Raw genomic sequence first — 19,357 nt, forward strand, 5'->3', positions numbered from 1 at the left:
GGACTGCGGCCGCGGAACAGATGGTCGCCGCGTCGCTTCCGGGCGTCTCTCTGCCCGCGCCTCGGGGCGATGAGACCGGCTCGCCGGAGGCGTCGATGGCGCCCATGGCCCGCTGGGCGTCCTCACCCACCGACTTGTTGAAGGCGGTGGCGCACGACGCCCGCGTGCGCGTAGGCGCGATCCCGTCGGCGGCCCAGCGCCGGTCCAGCTCGACGGTGAAACAGGACGTTGGCGGTCTTGGACTGCGGGTAGGCGAGGCCGGGAGTCGTGGCGGCCGGTGGTGGAAGTGCGGGTCGTCCCAGAGGATGTCGGACATGCGCTGGGCGCCGGAGCTGGTGGTGACGACCCTGGGCTCCGCCGGCGGCGCGCAGCGCCGCGTGAAGGCCGAGTCAGCCGAAGTGGCCGAGGTGGCTCACCGCGAACTGTGCCTCGTGGCCGGCGCGTGCGTCGTGGACGAGGGCGGCGGGCCGGGGAAAGCCCGCGTTGTTGACGAGGACGTGCAGCGGGTGGCCGGATTCCAGGTACCCGGCGACGAAGGCGTCGATCGACTCCGGGTCGAGCAGGTCGAGGCGGCGGACCTCGACGCCCGCGAGCCCGGCGACGCCCGCGCGGCACGGTCGGTGTCGCGGGCGCGACGGTGACCGAGGCGCCGGCGCCGGACAGGGCGCGGGTGGCGACGAGGCCGAGCGAGGTGGCCCCCGGTGACGATCACGTTCTTGCCGGTGAGGTCGATGCCCGCCATGACGTCGGCGGCCGTCGATGACGGGTAGATCCGGAGCCGATGGCGCTGCTTGTGTGCGGTGGATGAGCGGTCATGTCTTCGGCGCGCGCCACCTCGCGACGGGACTCTGAGTGCGTAGATCCGGGTCTCTTCGCGAGCACGGTTATGGAGATAGTCAGCTGTCCCACGGTGTTCGACCCTCATCGAGGTCCGCGGAGTGCTGTCCGGTGGATTCGCCGCGCAAGCGCGACCGTGGGTCGCGCGCGCGACCTGGGGACCACGTTCAAGTTCTTCGCGCTGGTGAGCGGTCGTGCGCGGCTGACCACAGCGGACTGGCCTCGGCGCGCCGATCGAGCTGGAGCCCGGCGACGTCGCCGTCCTGGAACAGCCGGTCGGCTGGCACCGAACGCGAGTGCACCGGCACCGGCGGCACCGGCACCGGCGGCGGTGCCGCGGCGCGAGATCCAGCCCGAGGAGGACGCCCCTCGATCGACCCTCGCGGGAGTCTGACCCTCGACACCGGACGACGTCACTGGTCTGGCGGCCGGGTCTGTACCTGGTCCGGCGGGCCCGGATGCTGCTGGCGCAGGCGCTCGGTCGGCTCGCCATCCGGGGTCGGTCCGCGGCCGCCATGCAGGGCTTCTCTCACCGTCCACCGGCTGCCCGGCGCAGGTCGGCGGTGGCCGGATCGGCGCCGAGTTCGCGATCCGCCAGCACGTCCCAGCTCCTGGTCCTGGAGATGGTCCGCGCCTACGTCGACCAGGCGGAACTGCTGGGCTGTGCGCGGGTGCTGACCGACGAACGGCTGCGGCCGGCCGTCGGCAGCGCACGCCGACCCCGCGAGGGCTCTGGCACCCGGATCGAACCTGGCCCGCGCCGCGTGCCATGTCGCACGTCGTTCGCCGAACGGTTCCGGGAGCCGTGGCGGGCGTCCCGCCGCTGACCTACCTCACGCGCTGGCGGATGCTGGTCGCGCAGCAGCCCTGCGCGACCAGGACGTGTCCGTCGAGAGCCCTGGCGTCCAGGCTCGGCTACACCTCGAGAGCGCCTTCAGCACCGCGTTCAAACGCCAGGTCGGCCAGTCGCCCCTGCGCTACCGGCAGCGGCGGCTGCGCGTGCGGGTGCGGCGTAGGAGGACCGCCGTTCCCAGGAGGGTGCCGGTCCTGCCTCGGCCGACGCCCTCCGGCGGCCACGACGGGCAGGGGTTACGAGACGAAGCCCCGGGTCACGTGCGTCTCGTGCCGGCGTTCTCCGCCTGGTAGTTGGACGTCGACACAGTCGCTGTACTCGTAGTTGGCCCTGGAGGTGCCGCTCAGACCGCCCGCGTCCGTCGGGAGGTCGGGCCGCCGAACACGGCGTCGGACCTGGGCATCTGCGCGCAGCTCGGGATCCCGGCGTAGCACCCGGCGAAGCCGCCCTGCGAGCCCTGAGCTTTCCGCCCGAGGCAGCCGCTGTGAGCCCAGGTGCACCAGCGGACGCCCGCGATCGAAACCCGCGCCGTCCCCTTCCAGGTGTCGGTCCCGGACCGTTCGACTTGATGACGCACAGACGCAGACTGCGGCGAAGACGCGCGCGCCACGGCGTCGCCCGCGGCAGAAGCAACCACGTACGCGCAGGATCAGGGAGAACGCCGAGAGCCGCTCGCACTGCCGCTGTTCTCCGGGCTGGAGGCCAGGAGCGGCGCCCGTGAAGTTTGGAACTGTTGGGCGACAGATCCCGCTCTAGTGTACGTCAGGTTCACGGTGATGGGGAAGGTGATGTTGCTCATCCTGCCGGACAGGCCGCCCGGGATCGAACCAGCTGATGGAGACGTTGCCGCCGCCCACGGACGCGGACGCGGCCTGGGGAGTGGCGCGAGCGAACCTGCGGTCGCGCCGACGGTGGCCCAGCGGCGCAGAGCCGATCTGACGTGGTGTGACATGTGCCGTCCACTCCTCGACTCGTGTGGGCCAGGGCATCAGAAAGCTCGCGGGCGCACTGCACCCGAAGGGCGCGGCGGCCGCGAGGACGCACTGTGTCCGGAGAAGGAGGCACGTGTGTCGTGGGGAGCCCTCGGCCCAATCACCCGGTCCGTGCCGCCGTTCACCTGAGCACGCGCCGGCAGTCCCTCAGGCTGCTTCCACACTGGCTGTGCTCTGCGTACCAGGTGGCTCCATGGACGAGAGGCTCGCAAGCGCGACGGACTCTTCTCACCGCATCGACACCGGCACCGGCGGACGTCACGACGCGCCAGCGACGCACCACGGCGTCAGGAAACGGATGAGCACTGCGTGTTGTGCTGCGTGGCCGCCGGTTGCGTACGTCCGGTCTGTCGTCCGGTCGCCCAGGCTTGAGGACCGCGGCCGCGCCGTGGTGGGACGCCAACTCGCGGGACCGGCGGACCCAGTCGGCGCGTCGCGGGTGTCGTGGAGGCAGGCGCGCGCCGCCAGGTGGCGAACCGCGTCCAGTGCTGGATCTCGACGCGAGGCGACGAGTGCTGCGCCGGACCAGGAGCGACCGCGAGGCGGTGGCTGGTTGATGGGGCGGGGCAGGCTCGCGCTCCACAGCGGAGTTCTGAAGGCACGACTTGATCGATCTGCCGGGACGGCGGGGCGCTGCCCTCGGGCGGTACGCGCCGCCGAACGGCCGGGCGGGAATAGTCGAGTGTTCCAGGGCGAGAACAGGGGCTCGGTGGGAGACCTCGATGTCACCGACCCACTTGATCGAGGCGATGCCGATCCAGGCCGGCACGATCAGCCGCAACTGCTCCGTGATCGGGCGGCAGGGGTTCGCCGTTCATCTCGTACGCGAGGATCACGTCGTCGAGCGCCTTCGCGACGGGCAGCGGGCGTCGCACCCTGCCCCAGGTTCATCCCGTCCGCGGTGACGTAGTCGGCGTCGAGACCGCGCGGCAGCACGTCCACCGCGTCGCGCCGCAGCCCCGCCAGACGCAGCACGTCGGCCAGACGCGCTGCGCCACCGGGCCGACCCGATGGCACCGGCGTCCAGGCCGTACCGGAGACGCTCTGCCCCTGCTGGCTGGTGAAGTAGCTGCGCCCGTTGCTCCGCGCACTCGACGACGCAGGACCGGGTCACGGCAGGCAGCCGCTTGAGATCGCCGAGGAGAATTCCGCCCACTCTCGCTTCCGTTCCCACACCTTCAACGCCCAGTCCGCAGCGCTGACTTGAGGGCTGGAGGTGCGATTCCGATCGAAGATAGTGCAGACGGGGGTGTGGTGCCTGGTCTCCGCGAGGGCCGCGAAGTTCGTCTCCGCGTTCGTGCCCCCGCGCCGTGAACCACGCCTCGGGCAGCGGCTTCACGATCCCGGCCGCGGCCGTGGCCGCCGACGCACTCCCGCGCGGCCGCCACCGGCAGCCCGGTCGCCAGCCCAGCGGCGGCGAGCAGCCGCATCACGTCCCCGCCGAGCCACCCCATCGGCACGGGCCCGCCCACTCAACCACTGCCGCAGCCGCCGCCGATCGTAGGCCGCCTTCGTCAACCACCGCTTCACGTACGTCCGTAGAGATCGTCACGCGGCGAGTGTAGGAAGCCCCACCCTGAGGCCCAGGCCAACTCCGGTACCGCAATGCGGTGTTCACAACATGGGGTGCGGCGCGGGACGTAGCTCGGTTGCCGAGACGAACGTCAGGAACCGTCCGAGTGATACGCGAAGGGCTCCGTCGGGGCAGCGCAAGCACTCGAAGAGGTAGATGCCGCCCCATGTCGCCGAGCATCAGTCCCGGTGCGCACTGGATCCGTGAGCGCCCTCGTAGGGCAGGTCCCAGATGGGTGCCCGTGGCGGGGGTGTCCTCGACGGGGGAGCCAGGTGCGCCAGCTCTGCCGTCGAACTCGGCGGGAGTTGATGGTGGCGCAGGTGGGTCCCATGCGCCGGGCGCAGCTCGGAGCACGTGGGCCAGATACGGGTCCTGGGTCCAGGTCGGGTAGCCGCCGACCTTGATGCCCTCCGACACAGAGAGAGGGTGCGACCAGTAGGACCAGCCGGTCTCCTCCTCCAGCTCGTCGAACCTGTCCTCCAGCGCTTCCGCGACGTCGTCGAGGGCAGGGTCCCCAGTTCGGATAGTCGGTGACCCGTTCCGATGCAGGACGCAGGGGAGTTCGGGAGGTAGTCGTCGTGGGTGAGTCGGTCGGGCGGGGCGGGGCCGCCGCCTCGACGTCGATCAGGGAACTGTCCCGCCAGAAGACCTCGGGGCGCGGCACGTAGCCGTGCTCGTGGTCGAACGGACACCACAACACCTGCAGCACGATCCCGTTCCGGCAGGGGGACGGCAGCTCGAGCACGTCGGCGGCGAAGCTGGAGGACCGGGACCAGGGGGATCGGCTCTGGTCCCGACGAGGAGACGCCGTGCGCGGGTGGTCGTCGTCGCAGTGCGGCCACGGCTGCGGACTCCGGCCACAGCAGCGGTCCACCGGTGAACTCTCCGTATGCCGGGGTCACCGGCGCGCGGATGCAGTCGGACGGCGTCCCGACGGTGAACGCTCACCTCGGGAACAGCGCCTCGACGTCGAGAGGCGTGACGGAGTGGTGCGAAGCCATGTGGAGTGCTCCTCGTGGAGGCGGGTGGTAGGGGGCGCGGTACGTCTGAAGCTCCGTCACGTCCCTTCCGGGGGGCTTCAGGCGCGCCACCCTCAGTCAGTTCAGTGAGTTCCAGTCAGTTCAGCGAAGTTCGGTCGAGTGCTCGCAGAGCGAAACTTCCACTCGTAGAGCTGCTCGTTGTGCTCGGCGACGAAGAACTTGCGTTCCCGCATGAGCTCCTCGCGGTAGCTCTCGGCCTGGTCGAGCGTCATGGTCGAGCGTGTCGGCCCAGGGCTGCTGCGGGGGCACGTCGGAGGTCGAGACGATCGTCTCCGACGGGTCGACCAGGAAGAACGCGAGGATCTTGCGGTGTCCCGGGCGTGCGGGGTCCGCGAGACGGAACGGGCTGACGCGGTGCTGGAGGACGTTCGGGAACGCCAGGCAGCGGCCGGCGGGCGTCGAGGCGGATCCCAGCGTCTGGTTCAGGGCGTCCTCGTTCTCCAGGCCGTAGACCTCACGCATGCCGTCGTCGTCGTTCTGCTCTGTACTCCGGGTCGTCGAGCGCGGTACAGGGAAGCTCAGCTGGCTCTCGGTGATGTTCTCGCTGTCCCAGTAGTAGATGCCGGTCGAGACGATCCGCCTCGTTCAGCATGCCCTCGACGTGCCAGGAACCGCCCGGGTACTCGGGCCGTTCCGGGGTGAGGTGGATCGTGGCGAGTTTGGCGATGACCTGGGGGACGGCGGCCGCGCAGATCGATGCGGGCGGAGTCATCGGGCAGCTCGGGCGCGATGAAGGCGGGGGCGTCCGGAACGACGGGGGGTGGCGGTTCTCCCGCCAGGCGTCGTAGGCCGTCGCCCACGCCTGGACGGCCTCCTCGTGGGCCGCGTCGTCACCGTCGGGCGTCTTGCGCGGGTAGGCCCTGGCTCCGAGTCGTACCAGCCGTAGGGATCGGTCTCGATCCGCAGGGGCCGCGGGGTGGCGCAGATCGGTGAGGACGTTCTCCCAGAGGGGGAAGCATGCGCGCGAACAGCTCGGGCAGGGACGGCGTTCAGGGCGCGGTGCCGCTCGGGTGGACGTTGTTGACGTACGAGCGGAAGGCGACGTCGCCGTCGGCACTGACGTCGACGTCCGTGGAAGCCACTGGAACTTCTCCGAGAACTCGTACTTCGAGTAGCGGTCCGTCGGATTCCGCCAGGCCCGCTCGGGCGCCGTGCTCACCCCGTTCACGAGGCAGAAGAGGGATGGGTGCACCAGGTCCAGCACCTGGCCGTCCGACCCGGGGTGCCAGTCCTTCTCCGCGTCGGGCACCTCTTCCAGCACCCGGACGGCCTCGCAGCCGGGAGCGCAACTCCTCGTCGACCACCGTGTCCGACTGCCACACCCCGGTCCACGGCGGACACCTCGATGCCGGTCCGGCCGTCCCCGCAGCGCGGCGTAGTGCGCGAGTTCGGCGAGGGACGTAACGCACCTGAGCCTCAGTAAGACCCTGGTCGATCGCTTCCTCGCGTCCACCGGGCGACGATGCCGGCGTCGTCCTTCTTGTCGAACCAGTCGGGCTTCGCACGGATGTGGGCGCTGCACTGCGTCATCTCGCAGTTCCCGCAGCGTCCGGGGCGTCGCGAGCGATATGGAGCGGGAGGCGTGAAGAGGGCAGCGGGAAAGCAGACAGGCCGGTCAACTCGCGTGGTCCCCACAGTCGGGCGTGTGATCGACCGGAAGACTACTGGGCACGACACGCCGTCCGTACCGGCCGTGCAGAGGCACAGGAACACCGGGCGCAGCAGCAGCGCGCGTGCCGTCGGCCGTGTGCGGGCCCGACGAAAACGGCGGGCCGTCCGGCCGCCCACCGGGCAGGATGCGCCCGTGCACCATGTCCACCACGTCCTGTGCGGTCTCGCCGGCAACACCGCCCTGCCGGCCGAGTTCGTCGACCGGCTGATCGCCGTCGCGGACGAAGACGTCGCCGCGAACCTCGCCCGCCGCCCCCGACCTCAGCCACGCGCAGGCGGTCGCGCTGGCGGCACGCAGCGAGGAAAGCGCGGTGCAACTCGCCCACTTGGGCCGACTGACGGCCGCCGACATCGACCCCGCGACACAGCCGGACGCCGCCCTCGCCCTGCTCGACGAAGGCGCGGGCGACCCGGAGTGGGCGAGGCCTCGTCACCGATCAGAGCGTCGAGCGCCGGGAGAAACTGGCAGCCTGCCCCGGACTCCCGGTCGACGTCGTCGACACGCTCGGCGCGGATCCCTGACGTACGGGTCGTCGCCGAGCTCGCGCTGTGGACCACCCCGGACCGGGCCGCGGGCCTCGCCCGGCACCCCACGCCGAGGTCCGCCGCGCGCTCGCCGCCAACGAGGCGACGCCTCCGGCGCCGTACTGGCGATGCTGATCACGGGCGACGGACTGCCGCCCGCACAGCGGTGCCTGGTCTGCGACCGCGAGGAGACACCGTTCGTCCACGACCGGAACTGCCCGCGGCTCGACTGCGACTTGCTACCGGGCGCCTCCTGCGACGGCTCCCACGAGTCCACCCTGCACGACCTCCGGCAGGCCGCACTGCGCAACCCGGCCACGCCCACCGCAGCCGTCGTCGGCTTCGCCGATGACCCCTCCGCCCTGCTGCGCTGGGCGCTCGCCGCGCACCGACCTGCCCTCACCGGTGTACGCGCGACTCGCCGTGGATCCCACGCCCGGCGTCCCGGGCCGACCTCGCCGAGAACCGCCGTCGACGACACCCTGATCCGCGTCTGGCCGGCGACCGTGACTCCGAGGTACGGCGGGACGCTCGCCGCACCACCCACACGTACCGCTCGAGCGTCCTCACCGACCTGACCCGCACCACCAGGACCGGTCCCACTCTGCTGCCGCGGATCGCCACCGCATCCTCCACCGAGGTCGAGGAGTTGGCGCGGTCACCGCATCCCCGCCCTGCGGATGCTCCTGGCCCAACGGCGCGACCTGCCGCCCGGGATCCGCGACGCGCTCGCCGCCGACCCGGACGCGAAAGGTGGTCACGTCCGTCGCCGCGCACCCGCCTGGCCGAAAGCGCAGTTGCGGGCGATGGTCGACCGGCACGGGGTCCGTGTCGTCGCCGGGGTGGCGGCCAACCCGGACGCGCCTCCCGCACTGCTGGAGGGATCTCGCCCGTCACGATCCCCGGTACGGAAGGCGCTCCGGGCGGTCGCCCGGCATCCCGACGCCACGAGCACGGCGCTGCGTGAGTGCCTGTCCGACGAACAGGCGCGCCCTGGCCGCCGGCCACCCCGGCCCTGGCGCCGCAGCTCATCGAGGAGTTGCTGACGGACGCCGACCGGCAGGGTGGTGGAAGCCGCGGCCGCGAACCCGTCACTGCCGCGTGCCGTTATGGCGGGCCTGTCGTCCCGGCGGTAGCCCCGGCCGTGGTCATTCTGTCGCCCGAGCCAGCCACGACCGGCTCGCCCTGCTCATGCGGGCCCGCGAGCGGACGAGGCCGATCATGGCGTAGTAGAGCGCCGGGCGCGGCGGAGCCTCCGGCAGCGGGGTGACGGGCGTGTCCGGAGGTGGCGTAGGGCACGCAGCATCTGTGCCACGAGGCGACGCGAGGGCGGTCGCGGCGGTGGGATGCTGGTGCCGGCCGCTCCGACGACGCCCGCGTTGGCCAGCAAGCAGGACGGTCAGGTCGCGGTCGCTGAAGTCCTCGCGCAGGCAACCGGCCTGCTAGGGCGCGGAGATGAGACCCCCAGCGCGCCGCGGGCGCCGCGGCGCGTCGGGTCTCCACGGCTCCGGCAGGGGAACGTCATCGTCAGGACCTCGACGAAGGTCGGGTCCGCGGCCTGCAGGGCGCAGACGCACCGGACGTAGTCGGCGAAACCCTGCCAGGGGTCCGGATCGTCGAACAGGCCGTCACCAGGCGGTGATGGGCCTCCACGCGGTCCGTGAACACGGCGTCGATGAGACGTTCCCTGGTGCCGAAGCGACGGAACAGGGTCGCGTTGCCGAGCGCCTGCCTCGCGGGCGACGGCGGTCATGGAGACGCCGAGTCCCTCGCGGGAGACGAGACGGCGGCGGGCCGCCGCCACGATGCGTTCGCGATTGCGCTCGGCGTCGGTCCGCAGCGGCGAGCACACCTTCTCGCTCACTTGCTGAGCCAGAGGTCGGGGCCAGACACACCTCGTAGTGGATGGACCTGGGGGCTCAGCCGTGGGCGAGCAGGTCGCCGCGGACGGCCTTCATGAAGGCCAGCGGCCCGCACAGGAACGCCGTGGTGTCGGGCGAGGGAGAGAGGCGGGCGACGTCGGCCCAGCCCTCGTTGACGTGGTCCGCGGCGGCGTCGGGGTGGTCGGTGTCCTGCGTACCAGACGTGCAGCGAGGCACGGGGAGCCGGCCGACCAGCTCGACGAGTTCCAGGCGGTGGGCGTGATCGGCGGGAGCGGTCCGCGTGGACGACGGTCACCGGCCGGTGGGGCGAGGTGGTGGCCAGGTGGTCCAGCATGGCCAGCATGGGGGTGAGGCCGATGCCCGCCGAGGGCGAGCGGCAGCGGGCCGTCGCCCTCGGGGAGCAGGAGGTCGCCGAAGGGGAGGGGAGACCTGGAGGGTGTCACCGGCCCTGGCGTGGGCGTGCAGCCGGGAGGACACCTCGCCCTCGGGCACCCTGGCCGTCGGCGGAGTACTCCCGCTTGACGGTGATGCGCCAGGTCTTGGGCCGGGGGCCGAGGCGAGGCTGTACTGCCGTATCTGGTGCGCTCCGTCGGGCAGTTCGACCCGTACGCTGACGTACTGGCCGAGGACGAACGGCCCGGTCGGCGACCCGTCGGCGCGGCGCAGGGACGAGGACACCGTGTCAGGGGTCTCGTCGTGAGCGTTCGGCGACCTCCATCGTCCGCCAGACGTCACCGTCACTCGACCTGGGCCTGCGCGTACAGCCTGGCCTCCATGGCGATGAGGAGCGTTGGCCATCAGCCAGTAGACCTCGTCCCAGGCGGAGGCCACCGCCGGGGTCACTGCGTCGCCGAGGACTTCGGCGACCGCGCCCGAGGAGGTGGCGGGCGACCAGCGTGTACTGGTCGGAGGTGATGCCGAGGGAGGCGTGCTTGTTCGCGATGCGGCGAGCACCGCGTCGGGGGCGCTCGTCGGGGTGCTCCACGAGCGCGGTCGCGAAGGCGGCGACGGCGCCGGCGAGCGCCTCCTTCTGCGCGCCGCTGGCCTGGTTCGCCCGGTTGAACAAGTCGCGCAGCAGCTCAGGGCCGTTCCTCGAACATGCGGCGGTAGAACAGCTCGGTGATGGTGCGAGGGTTGGCTCCACGGCGGGGAGGGTGGTGCGGACGATCTGTGCGGACCGTTCGGACAGCATGCCGACTCCAAACTGGTAACTGAGATGCGTATTTGGCGGTGCGAGTCACCGCCGGTGCATCATCCGTGCTCGCAGTGATTGACCAGACAGCGACTCACGTTGTGACAACCACGACGCACCTTGTGACAGCTACGACAGCGGCTGCGACGGCGGTTGCGAGGATGGCTGCGACGACGGCTAAGAGGACAGCTAGGGAGGACGGCTGCTGACGGCGGGACGCCGTGCTCCTGGGGAAACCCAGCACCGCGGCGCTGAACAGGGCGGGCTGCCTCGACGTCATCCGAAGTGCCCGGTGTCCTTCAGGACCGACAACGCGGCGGCGGGCATCGACTCGACCGAGGAGGCGGGCCCAGCGGGGACCGCAGATGAAGTCGTCCTCCGGCCAGGACCAGGGTGGAACGGTGACGCGGGACAACTCCGCCCGCACGTCGAACGGAGCGCCCTCGCGGTGAGCCGCAGGACATCCGCAGCGTCCGGCGGGCGGGGGCCGAACTCCCTTCTCGACCCCAGTAGTCGAAGACGTAGGCCGGCATGATCTGCCGCAGGACGGCGGTGGCGCCGTCGTCGTCGAGAGGGCCGAGTGGGGTGGTGAGGGCGGCGGTGTAACCGGCCACCTCAGGATGGGCCTCGACGTTTCCGCGCCACGAACCGCTCCATGGCGGCGACCGCCGCCGACCAGGAACTGCGCCGTCCGCCACGGGGGAGGTGTCGTACAGGACGAGGAGGCGAGGCGGTCCGGGTGGTCGAGCGCGTACTGCTGGGCGACGAAACCGCCGTGGGAGTGCCTGAGCGAAAGATGCACGCGCGGCTGTCCGAGGTGGTCGACGACGTGGTGCAGGAGCCGGGCGTACGTGGCCACGGTGTAGTCACGGGCGTCCGGCAGCCGCCCGGAACGGCCCGTGCCGACCGGCTCGACGTAGACCATGGTCAGGCGCTTCTCCAGCTCGGGCGTCCGGAGGTACCCCAGCCGATTCCCGGTCCGCCCGAGTGCGCCACGCACACGGGGCCCGGAACCGGCGACGTGGTACCGCTGTTCGACGCGGGCGGTGCCGTGGGGGACGGTGAGCGGCTGGTGCCGGGAGACGGCGGTGCTGACGGATGAGGATGAGGTGCTTCACGCCGTCCGATGATCCGTGCGCGACGGCCCGGCTTCAAGCTGAATGTGCCACCGTTGATGACACTGTTACCGATCAGAATCATCTCGGAGCAGACAGTGTGTCAATGGACGTACGGACGTGGGGTAGGGTGAATTCAGTGTTTCCGACGCCGAGGCGTACTCCACCTGGAAGGCGTCGGACACATAGGGTCGCACCCGCTCCACCGAACCGGGCGGGTGCTGTGGTCCCCGGACGCTCGATCCCCCGCGAACCGGCGTCCGGGGCCACGACTCGTCCTTTGCTGCGGCCCGTCGGTCAGTGACCGCCAGGCACGGTAGAGGCCCCGGCCGGTGCGCTGGACCCGGGAAGCGCCGACGAGACGGTCGAGCGTGCTGCGGATGGCGTTGATGCTTCCGCTGTCTTGCGGCGCGGCCCAGTGCGGTCGCCACGTCGCGGGCGCGTACGTCGGTGTCACCGGACTGCGCGAGGTAGGCGAGGATCTGTTCGGTCAACTGGCCGTACGTGCGGTCCGTGTCCGTGTCAGTGTTTCTCTTCGCGCGGGAGGCGTTCTTCGAGCGGGAAGTCCGCTTGCCGGCCTTCGTGACGCGCCTGGTCGGCCGCGGGGCGGCGGGTTCCGCGGCGGGGCGCCGGGTCCGCTGCGTCTACCGCGTCCTGCGCGCCCAGCTGAATCCGCCGGGCCCGACATCACGCTTTCCAGGGCGTGCACGGCCCGGCGTACGGTGTCGAGATGGGCGGCGACGGCGGCGAGTTCCTCTCCAGCGCCCGTTTCTGCAGCTCCAGCGCGGTCGAGATCCCCCTGAGACCTTCAGCGGTGCTCCCGATGGTGCGGGCCGAGCGGGCCGAGCGTGCAGTGCGCGATGCCGAAACCATGTCTCCCTCTCATCCCACCTCGCACGTGCCGCGGGCAAAGGACGTGTCCACCGATTGTTGCCACTGTCATGGCAAAGCGCAACGGTTGCGTGCGTCCCGGCGAGTCCACCGCCACCCGCTCCGGGGACGGGCCGACGAAACACGATGTGACAAGATGTGTTCCCTCTTTCGCCCGCGAGGCGCAGTCGCCTCTTGAAGAAGGAATCGCTCATGCCTGCCATCCCTCATCCACGGCGTTCCTGACAGCCTATCACGTATGGGACGGCGTGCGACAGCACCTGACCAGGACCGACGTGGAAGCCTGGGACCTGCCCGGCTTCGGCGCCCCGCGTCCGAACGGTTTCGGCCTCCTAAGGAGGAGTACGTCGACTGGCTGATCCGACGACTGGAACGGGTGCGGCGAGCCGGTGGACCTGGTCGGCCACGACTGGGGCTGCATCCTCACCCTCCGCGTCGCCTCCTGCGCCCCCGACCTGGTCCGCACCTGGGCCGGCGGCAACGGGCCGGTCGACTCCGCATACGTGTGGCACCCGTTGGCCAAGATCTGGCAGGACCAGGTCGAGGGCGACCGCTTTCATGCGCGAACTGCGTCCCGAGCCGTTCGCCCAGGGACCTGGCGGCCGGCTGACGTGCCCATCCGGCTGGCCAAGAGATGGCGAGCCGCGTGGACGAGCCGATGAAGGACTCCGATCCTCGCTGTGGCCGCTCCGCGGTCACCATGGGGAGCGGAGTGGGAACCGGGACTGAAGGCGTGCCGGCGCCCTGCCTGGTCTTCTGGGGAGCGCTTGACCCCGCGTGCAGATCGAGTTCGGACGCAAGCTCGGTGCTTCCCTGCACGCCTCCTCGGTGGTCGAGATGGACTGCAACCACTGGCCGGTGCTCCAGCGTCCCGCGGAGGTCGCCGAGTTGCTGGAAGGCCACTGGAGCGCGCACGCCGCCGACTGACGACCACAGGGACGGTCCCGCATCCGGGTGACGGTGACGGTGATCGAGGACCAGTCGATGGGGTCGAGGGACTGATGACGACCGGGGATCGGCACACGTCCGATCCCCCGGCCCCGCGCGCGTCCCTCACCCTTGATCGAACACTGGCCGAAATACCACTGTATTGACCGAGTGACCCGTCTGATACGTTCAACACGAAACAGTGTGCAATGCCGGGGCCTCGTAGCCCGGAGACCGCACAACTCCTCCGGGCGCAGGCCCTCATGGGCGCATCACCGCCCTGCCGCGCCTCGTGACGAAGACATCATTCGGCTCGTTCAACAGTGGGACTGACATGACAGACAGATCGCCTACTCAGGCATCTCGCCGCAAACACGCCTGCGCCGCAGGCCGGTCGTGCTCGCGGCGCGGCGGCCCTGGTGGTGGCGGGCGCGATAGCCGTCCCGGCGGTGGCCCGCGACGCAGGACGATCCGGCCCAAGAGACAACGCTGCAACAGGAGTTCGCGCAGGCGGCCGACTGAGTACCAGGTCCCTTCGGAACGTCACCCTGCTGGCCGTGGCCTACCAGCAGTCGGCCTGGGAGACGCACCAGGGCGGACACAGCACCTCCGGTGGATACGGCCCCATGCACCTGACCGACGTCACCGCCGACATGATGGCCGGCGGGGCGGCGGGGCGCGGCCGGCCGGTCCGACGTGAAGAAGCTGGCGGCGGACGACGCGCTGCACACTGCCGCGACCGCGGCCGAACTGACGGGCCGGACGCCCGTGCGCTGCGCGACGACCCCGCGGCGAACATCCGTGGCGGAGCGGCGCTGCTCGCCTCGTACGAGAAGCAGCGCTCCACGGCAGGCTGTCCGGACGATCCGGACGACTGGTACGCGGCCGTCGCCCGCTACGCCCAGGCACGCGACCAGCGGGCGCCGCCGCCTACGCGAACATGTGTTCACCACGATGAAGAAGGGCACCGCCCGCAGGACGTCCGACGGACAGCGGTCCGGCCGGCCGCCGACCCTGCCCTCGCGCCGGCCGCCGCACAGCGCGGCGAGCCGAAGCTGCCCGCCGCCGCGGCCACGGCCACCGAGTGCCCGCCGACCCTGGCGTGCACGTTCGTTCCCTGCCCACCTGTCGAACGGCCAGGCCGCCGACCGGCCCGCCAACGGCACCGTCATCGACCAGATCGTCCTGCACGACACGGGAGGGCTCCTGCGCGTCCGCCATCGCCAACGCCCAGCTCGCGGGCACCGCTTCGGCGCACTACGTGATCCGCTCCGCGGACGGCGCGGGTCACACAGATGGTCCCCACGCAGAACCTCGCGTACCACGCGGGCAACTACGTCACCAATATGCACTCGGTCGGCATCGAGCACGAGGGCTTCGCCGCCCAGGGCGCCACCTGGTACACCGAGACCCAGTACCGGGCGACGGCCGACCTGGTGAAGTACCTGGCCGCGCGCTTGACGTACCGCTCGACCGCCAGCACGTCGTCGGGCACGACAACGTCGTGGGGCCCAACTCCCTCGCTCGCGTCCGGGAGTACTGGGACCCGGGACCGTTCTGGGACTGGGACCACTTCATGGACCTGCTCGGCGCGCCCGTCGACGGCAGGCACGGCGTCGGTGACATCGGGACCGCCGTGACCATCGCGCCAGGTTCGCCCACAGCCGGAACACCGTGCGGATCTGCCGAGGACGACCCGAGCGGGGCCACCGAGTGCGCCGACGTGCGGCGGGCGTCGAACTTCGTGTACCTGCGCACCGCGCCCCGACCGTCCGCGCCGCTCTTCGGCGACCAGGCCCTGCACCCGACGAGCCCGGGACCACCCGGGTCGACGACTGAGCAGCACCGCGCAGGCCGGACAGCGGTTCGTCGTCGCGGACAAGAAGGGCGACTGGACCGCGATCTGGTTCAGCGGCAGCAAGGTGTGGTTCCATAACCCGCACGGTGCCGCACACCGTTCCTGCGCCCGACGCGACCGTCGTCGGCCCCGTGGGCGTCAGAACCGGTGAAGGTCTACGGCACCAGCTGCCCGACCCGCCGGATCCCGGCGGGGCCTGTCACCGTCGACGCAGGCGCCCCTGGATGCATGTACACCGTGCCGGCGGGCCAGGCCTACGTCACGACGGCGCCGCCCCGGCTGACCACCGACTACTTCCCGTCGGCCGCCACCAAGGTCGTCTTCGGCGGCAAGAGGGATGTACACCATCCAGTACGGCCACCGTACGTCCCTGGTCTACGAAACGGACGTGCGGGGCGAAGGTGGCTCAGGGCTTGACGGCGCGGTAGAGCCCGCGGCCGGCTCCGCGTGGACGCAAGCAGGCGCCGACCAGACGGTCGAGGGTGCTGCGGACGGCGTTGATGCTGCCGCTGTCGGTGTCGCGTCCCAGAGCGGACGCGACGTCGCGGGCACGGACTCTCGGCGCCGCCGCGCCTCGCGAAGTACGCCAGGATCTGCTCCGTCAGCTTGCCGTACGTCTTGCCGTCGTCGGCGCCGTCGTCGCTCCGGTCCGCCTTGGCCGGGCGCTCCTTGGCCGCAGCCGAGGGTGCCGCAGTCGTGGGTGCCGCGGCTGCGGCCGACCGCTTGACCGGGGACGGCTTGACCGGGGACGGCGCTGTCACCGGGGCGGGGGAGGCGGAAGCGGCGGGGGCCGGGCCGGATCCGGGCATGAGGGCCTGAAGCGCGTCGAGCGCCAGCTGCACGGAACCGAGGTGGGCGGTGACCGCGGCCAGATTCCCTCTCCAGCGCCTGCTTCTGGATCTCCAGCCGGGCCAGGTCCTCCCTGAGACTCTCGGCCGTGCTCTCGATGTTCCGGGCCGTCGGGGTCACGGAGACCATGGGTTCCTCTCGTCCTCAACCCCTTGTCCTGGCGGGGACCGCTCGATGTCCTGGCCCGCCACTCCCGGCGCGGGCACCGGGGGATGCTGCCGAACATCATATGCAGCGGTCCCACCGGTGCGGGAACAGAGTGGGCGGGCCACGGAGAGCACACCGTTTCTCGCGGGTCGTCAGCGACAGCCCGTGTGTGAGGGGCGAGCCCCGTGTCGCTCCCTTCGCACACCGGTGTCCCGGTGCCACCGGGCCCGGCCACGGACCGCGGCAGCCGTCGGATCTTCTCGGACACCGCGCGGATCCGGGCGTCCACCTCGTCGATCGCCTCTCGAAGCACACTCAGCCGCCCCCTCGAGGACGGCGGCCTCCGCGGCGAGCGAGACGGTGACGGCAGCGGTGTCGCGCAGCGATGTCGGTGCGGGGCGTGAGTGTCGGCGTCGGCGTCGGTGTGGGCGTCAGTGTCGGTCGGACGGTCGGCGCTGCGTGTCGTCCTCGTGCGCCTCCCCTGAAATGTGTCCCTGCCATGCTCCTCCTTCGTCGCGGCGGCGCCCGGGTCGAGACCACCGCGCACCGCCGATACCGCGATTGACCGGGTAGCGGCGGCAGCTGTGACAACTCTCGTACGGCTGCTGCGTCGCGGCAGTTCGCGGCAGGGTAACGTTCCGTGCGGAAGGGGAGTCGGTATCGGGCACATCGGTGACACCGTGCCGCTCACGGAACTGCTCGACGAGCGGCGGCACCTGGTGGAGGTCGCGCGCTGGATGCTGGGCAGCCGGGTCACGGCCGAGCGCGTCACCGACGAGGCGTACCGGGGAGTGGTACGGGCTGTCCGGACGGCGAGCGGTCACGCATACGGACACCGCGCACCTGGCTGACCCGTCGTGGGCGGCCTCTCGCTGGCCCGGCTGGCCCCGCTCGGTCCGGACGGTGAGGACCCTGAGGACCGCGGGGCCGCTGACCCGGAGGGTTCCGCGCGCCGCCGGGGACCGTACGGCGACGGACTGGCGGGCGAGGTCAGCGACGTGCTGCTGCGGGCGGTGAACACGTTGTCACCGGCCCAGCGCGCCGCGTTCGTACTCGACGGTGTCCTCGGAGCGCCGGCGACCACGACACCAGGCGGCGCGGTGCGATCCCTGCCGCCCGCGGCCGCCCCGGCCGACCCGGCGGACACGGCCCTGCTGCGGTCTGCGCGCCCGGAGCGGCCGGTCCGCGTCACCGCGTCGGCAGGAGGAGGCCGCGCGGGCCGTACGGCAGGGCGTGTGCCGACGGGGACCACGAGGGGCTCGTGGCGCTGCTGGCCGACGACGTCACCGCGTACTTCGACGGCGGCGGCAAGGTCCGTACGCAGACCGGGGCCCCGTCACCGGCGCCGCCCCCTGTGGCCCGGAGCCTGCTCACCCTGCTCTCCGCCCCAGCCGCGCACCACCGTGGACACCTGGCCGGTCAACGGACGCGCCGGCCCTGGTCGCCCGCCACGACGAGCGGGTGGCGGCAGTGATCACCCTCGACCTGGTCCAGAACCGCGTCGCCCAGATCTGGGCCGTCCTCAGCTGACAAGCTGCGCTCATGGAACAGGCCGGTCACCCAACGCATGTGACGACATGATCAGACGGTGCTGAAGACCACCTCACGCAAGCCCGCACCCGCACCCGAATCCGCACCCGCACCCGCACCTGAGCCCTCGCGGGAGCGGAGGAGCGCGGCCATCTTGTTCGGGCTGAAGACCCACATCACCTGATGGATGCCCCGGCGCGTGGCCGCGACGGTCATGAACGTGGCGGGCCGGCCGTCGCGGTAGAGGACCACTCCGGCGCGGCCGTTGGCCTCGACCGTCTCGACCTCGACCGTCGGCCAGAACCGCGGAAAGGCGGTCGACAGGTTCGCCACACGGGTTCGGCCGATGACCGGAACGCGGGCCGCCCCCGCGCCTGCCGTTGCCGTCGGAGAGGCTGACCGCGCGTCCGAGGTGAGCAGCGACTCCAACGAGGCGATGTCCCCGTGCCGGGCGGCGGTGACGAACGCGTCGAGCAGCCTCCGGTGCTCGACGGCGTCGACGCTGTCCCGCTGGTCCTCGGTGAGGTGCTTGCGGGCCCGGCTCACGATCTTGCGCACGTTGACGGGGCTCGAGCCCCAGGATCCGCGCGATGTCCGGATAGGAGTAGTCGAAGGCCTCCCGCAGGACGTAGGCGGCGCGCTCGGTCGGCGGGAGCTTCTCCAGCACCAGGAGCAGGGCGAGTTCCAGCGCTTCCGCCCGTTCGGCACCGGCCTGCGGGTCGTTGCTGGTGTCGATGGGTTCGGGCAGCCACGGACCGATGTCAGGTCTCGCGGCGGACCAGGCCGACTGGGCCACGTTGAGTGGCCAGTCGGGTGGTGGCGCTCGACAGGAAGGCGGCGGGGCTGACGACGACGGTCTGTCGTCGTGTGCTGCCACCGCAGCCACACCTCCTGGACGACGTCCTCGGCCTCCGCCGCACTGCCCAGCACGCGATAGGCGATGCCGAAGAGACGCGGCCGGAGCTGCACGAAGACGGACACGGCCTCGTGCAGGTCGCCTTCCATGGGGGTCGCCTCTGGATGCATGTCCTTCGGCCTCCGTTTCCTGTTGCCGGGTTCTTGGCGGAGGCGATGCGCGGGCGGGACTGCCCGGGCTCCGGTGTGGTCCCACGGGCACCTCCGTTCAAGAGGCCGCGCACCCGGATGCTTCGTTACAGGTTGTGGGAGAGGCAGTGGGACAGGTTGTGGGTCACACCTTGTGTCATCGTCTACTCGACGGGCTTTCCTTCGGTGGAGACCTCGGCCATGAGCGCGGCGATCTCTTCGGGGACGGGGGAATGCTCTCGTGGCTGACACCGGTCGTCGGCGACCAGACGAGGTTGACCCGGGAACGCGAGGGTCCGTCTCGGGGAAGTCGCTTTGCGGTTGTGGCAGCCGCTGCGGGTCTCCCCGGCGCCCCAGTGCCGCTTCGAGCGTGGCGCGCGCGGCCAGGGCGGCCGACTTCAGGTCGAAGGCGTGGGCGGGGTCCTGGAAG

12 protein-coding genes and 4 pseudogenes are annotated in these 19,357 nt (G+C 71.3%); 8 read left to right on the forward strand and 8 right to left on the reverse strand.

Annotated features, from left to right (window positions below; genetic code table 11):
• Window positions 1–316 (reverse strand): annotated as a pseudogene (locus RBJ77_RS20570) (hypothetical protein); the annotation flags it as partial.
• On the opposite strand from RBJ77_RS20570, the gene RBJ77_RS20575 reads away from it, so the two are divergent.
• Together RBJ77_RS20575 and RBJ77_RS20580 are read left to right on the forward strand one after the other, a co-directional pair.
• Window positions 315–641 (forward strand): hypothetical protein, encoded by a 327-nt coding sequence (locus RBJ77_RS20575; RefSeq protein ID WP_372346383.1) that lies wholly within the window; start codon window positions 315–317, stop codon window positions 639–641. The pseudogene RBJ77_RS20570 and the gene RBJ77_RS20575 overlap by 2 nt on opposite strands.
• 711 nt (window positions 642–1,352) lie before the next feature.
• Complete coding sequence (locus RBJ77_RS20580) at window positions 1,353–1,664, forward strand: hypothetical protein (protein WP_372346384.1); 312 nt, start codon at window positions 1,353–1,355, stop codon at window positions 1,662–1,664.
• 1,743 nt (window positions 1,665–3,407) lie between these two features.
• Here RBJ77_RS20580 and RBJ77_RS20585 read toward each other — a convergent pair.
• The 3 genes from RBJ77_RS20585 to RBJ77_RS20595 form a co-directional block, all read right to left on the reverse strand.
• Window positions 3,408–3,557: a molybdopterin-dependent oxidoreductase gene (locus tag RBJ77_RS20585; RefSeq protein ID WP_372346385.1), complete on the reverse strand. Its 150-nt coding sequence runs from the start codon at window positions 3,555–3,557 to the stop codon at window positions 3,408–3,410.
• Window positions 3,558–5,376: 1,819 nt separating this feature from the next.
• Window positions 5,377–5,856 (reverse strand): DUF4246 family protein, encoded by a 480-nt coding sequence (locus RBJ77_RS20590; RefSeq protein WP_372346406.1) that lies wholly within the window; start codon window positions 5,854–5,856, stop codon window positions 5,377–5,379.
• On the reverse strand, window positions 5,750–6,817 hold the full coding sequence (locus RBJ77_RS20595) for a DUF4246 family protein (RefSeq protein ID WP_372346386.1): 1,068 nt from the start codon (window positions 6,815–6,817) through the stop codon (window positions 5,750–5,752). The genes RBJ77_RS20590 and RBJ77_RS20595 overlap by 107 nt, the downstream gene beginning before the upstream one ends.
• 802 nt (window positions 6,818–7,619) lie before the next feature.
• Here RBJ77_RS20595 and RBJ77_RS20600 point away from each other — a divergent pair.
• Window positions 7,620–8,069, forward strand: coding sequence for a hypothetical protein (locus RBJ77_RS20600; protein WP_372346387.1), 450 nt, complete (start codon window positions 7,620–7,622; stop codon window positions 8,067–8,069).
• Between the two features lie 102 nt (window positions 8,070–8,171).
• On the forward strand, window positions 8,172–8,537 hold the full coding sequence (locus tag RBJ77_RS20605; protein WP_372346388.1) for a hypothetical protein: 366 nt from the start codon (window positions 8,172–8,174) through the stop codon (window positions 8,535–8,537).
• A gap of 873 nt (window positions 8,538–9,410) precedes the next feature.
• On the opposite strand, the pseudogene RBJ77_RS20610 reads toward RBJ77_RS20605, so the two are convergent.
• A pseudogene (locus tag RBJ77_RS20610) lies at window positions 9,411–10,566 on the reverse strand (globin domain-containing protein).
• Window positions 10,567–10,660: 94 nt separating this feature from the next.
• A complete protein-coding gene (locus RBJ77_RS20615) occupies window positions 10,661–11,491 on the reverse strand; it encodes an alpha/beta fold hydrolase (protein ID WP_372346389.1) in 831 nt (276 codons plus the stop codon).
• A gap of 1,858 nt (window positions 11,492–13,349) precedes the next feature.
• Here RBJ77_RS20615 and RBJ77_RS20620 point away from each other — a divergent pair.
• The gene (locus RBJ77_RS20620; protein WP_372346390.1) at window positions 13,350–13,499 is read left to right on the forward strand and encodes a hypothetical protein; all 150 of its coding nucleotides are present in this window, start codon (window positions 13,350–13,352) and stop codon (window positions 13,497–13,499) included.
• 1,295 nt (window positions 13,500–14,794) lie between these two features.
• The gene (locus RBJ77_RS20625) at window positions 14,795–15,139 is read left to right on the forward strand and encodes an N-acetylmuramoyl-L-alanine amidase (RefSeq protein ID WP_372346391.1); all 345 of its coding nucleotides are present in this window, start codon (window positions 14,795–14,797) and stop codon (window positions 15,137–15,139) included.
• Window positions 15,140–15,763: 624 nt separating this feature from the next.
• On the opposite strand, the pseudogene RBJ77_RS20630 reads toward RBJ77_RS20625, so the two are convergent.
• Window positions 15,764–16,335: pseudogene (locus RBJ77_RS20630) on the reverse strand (hypothetical protein).
• 698 nt (window positions 16,336–17,033) lie between these two features.
• On the opposite strand from RBJ77_RS20630, the gene RBJ77_RS20635 reads away from it, so the two are divergent.
• Both RBJ77_RS20635 and RBJ77_RS20640 read left to right on the forward strand, forming a co-directional pair.
• Entirely contained in the window at window positions 17,034–17,204 is a 171-nt protein-coding gene (locus tag RBJ77_RS20635) for a hypothetical protein (protein ID WP_372346392.1), read from the forward strand.
• Window positions 17,205–17,614: 410 nt separating this feature from the next.
• Window positions 17,615–17,827 (forward strand): hypothetical protein, encoded by a 213-nt coding sequence (locus tag RBJ77_RS20640; RefSeq protein ID WP_372346393.1) that lies wholly within the window; start codon window positions 17,615–17,617, stop codon window positions 17,825–17,827.
• A 107-nt stretch (window positions 17,828–17,934) separates the two neighbouring features.
• On the opposite strand, the pseudogene RBJ77_RS20645 reads toward RBJ77_RS20640, so the two are convergent.
• Window positions 17,935–18,888, reverse strand: a pseudogene (locus RBJ77_RS20645) (sigma-70 family RNA polymerase sigma factor).
• Window positions 18,889–19,357 lie beyond the last annotated feature (469 nt).

This window comes from Streptomyces sp. KL116D (assembly GCF_030766975.1).
Lineage (GTDB): Bacteria > Actinomycetota > Actinomycetes > Streptomycetales > Streptomycetaceae > Streptomyces > Streptomyces longispororuber_A.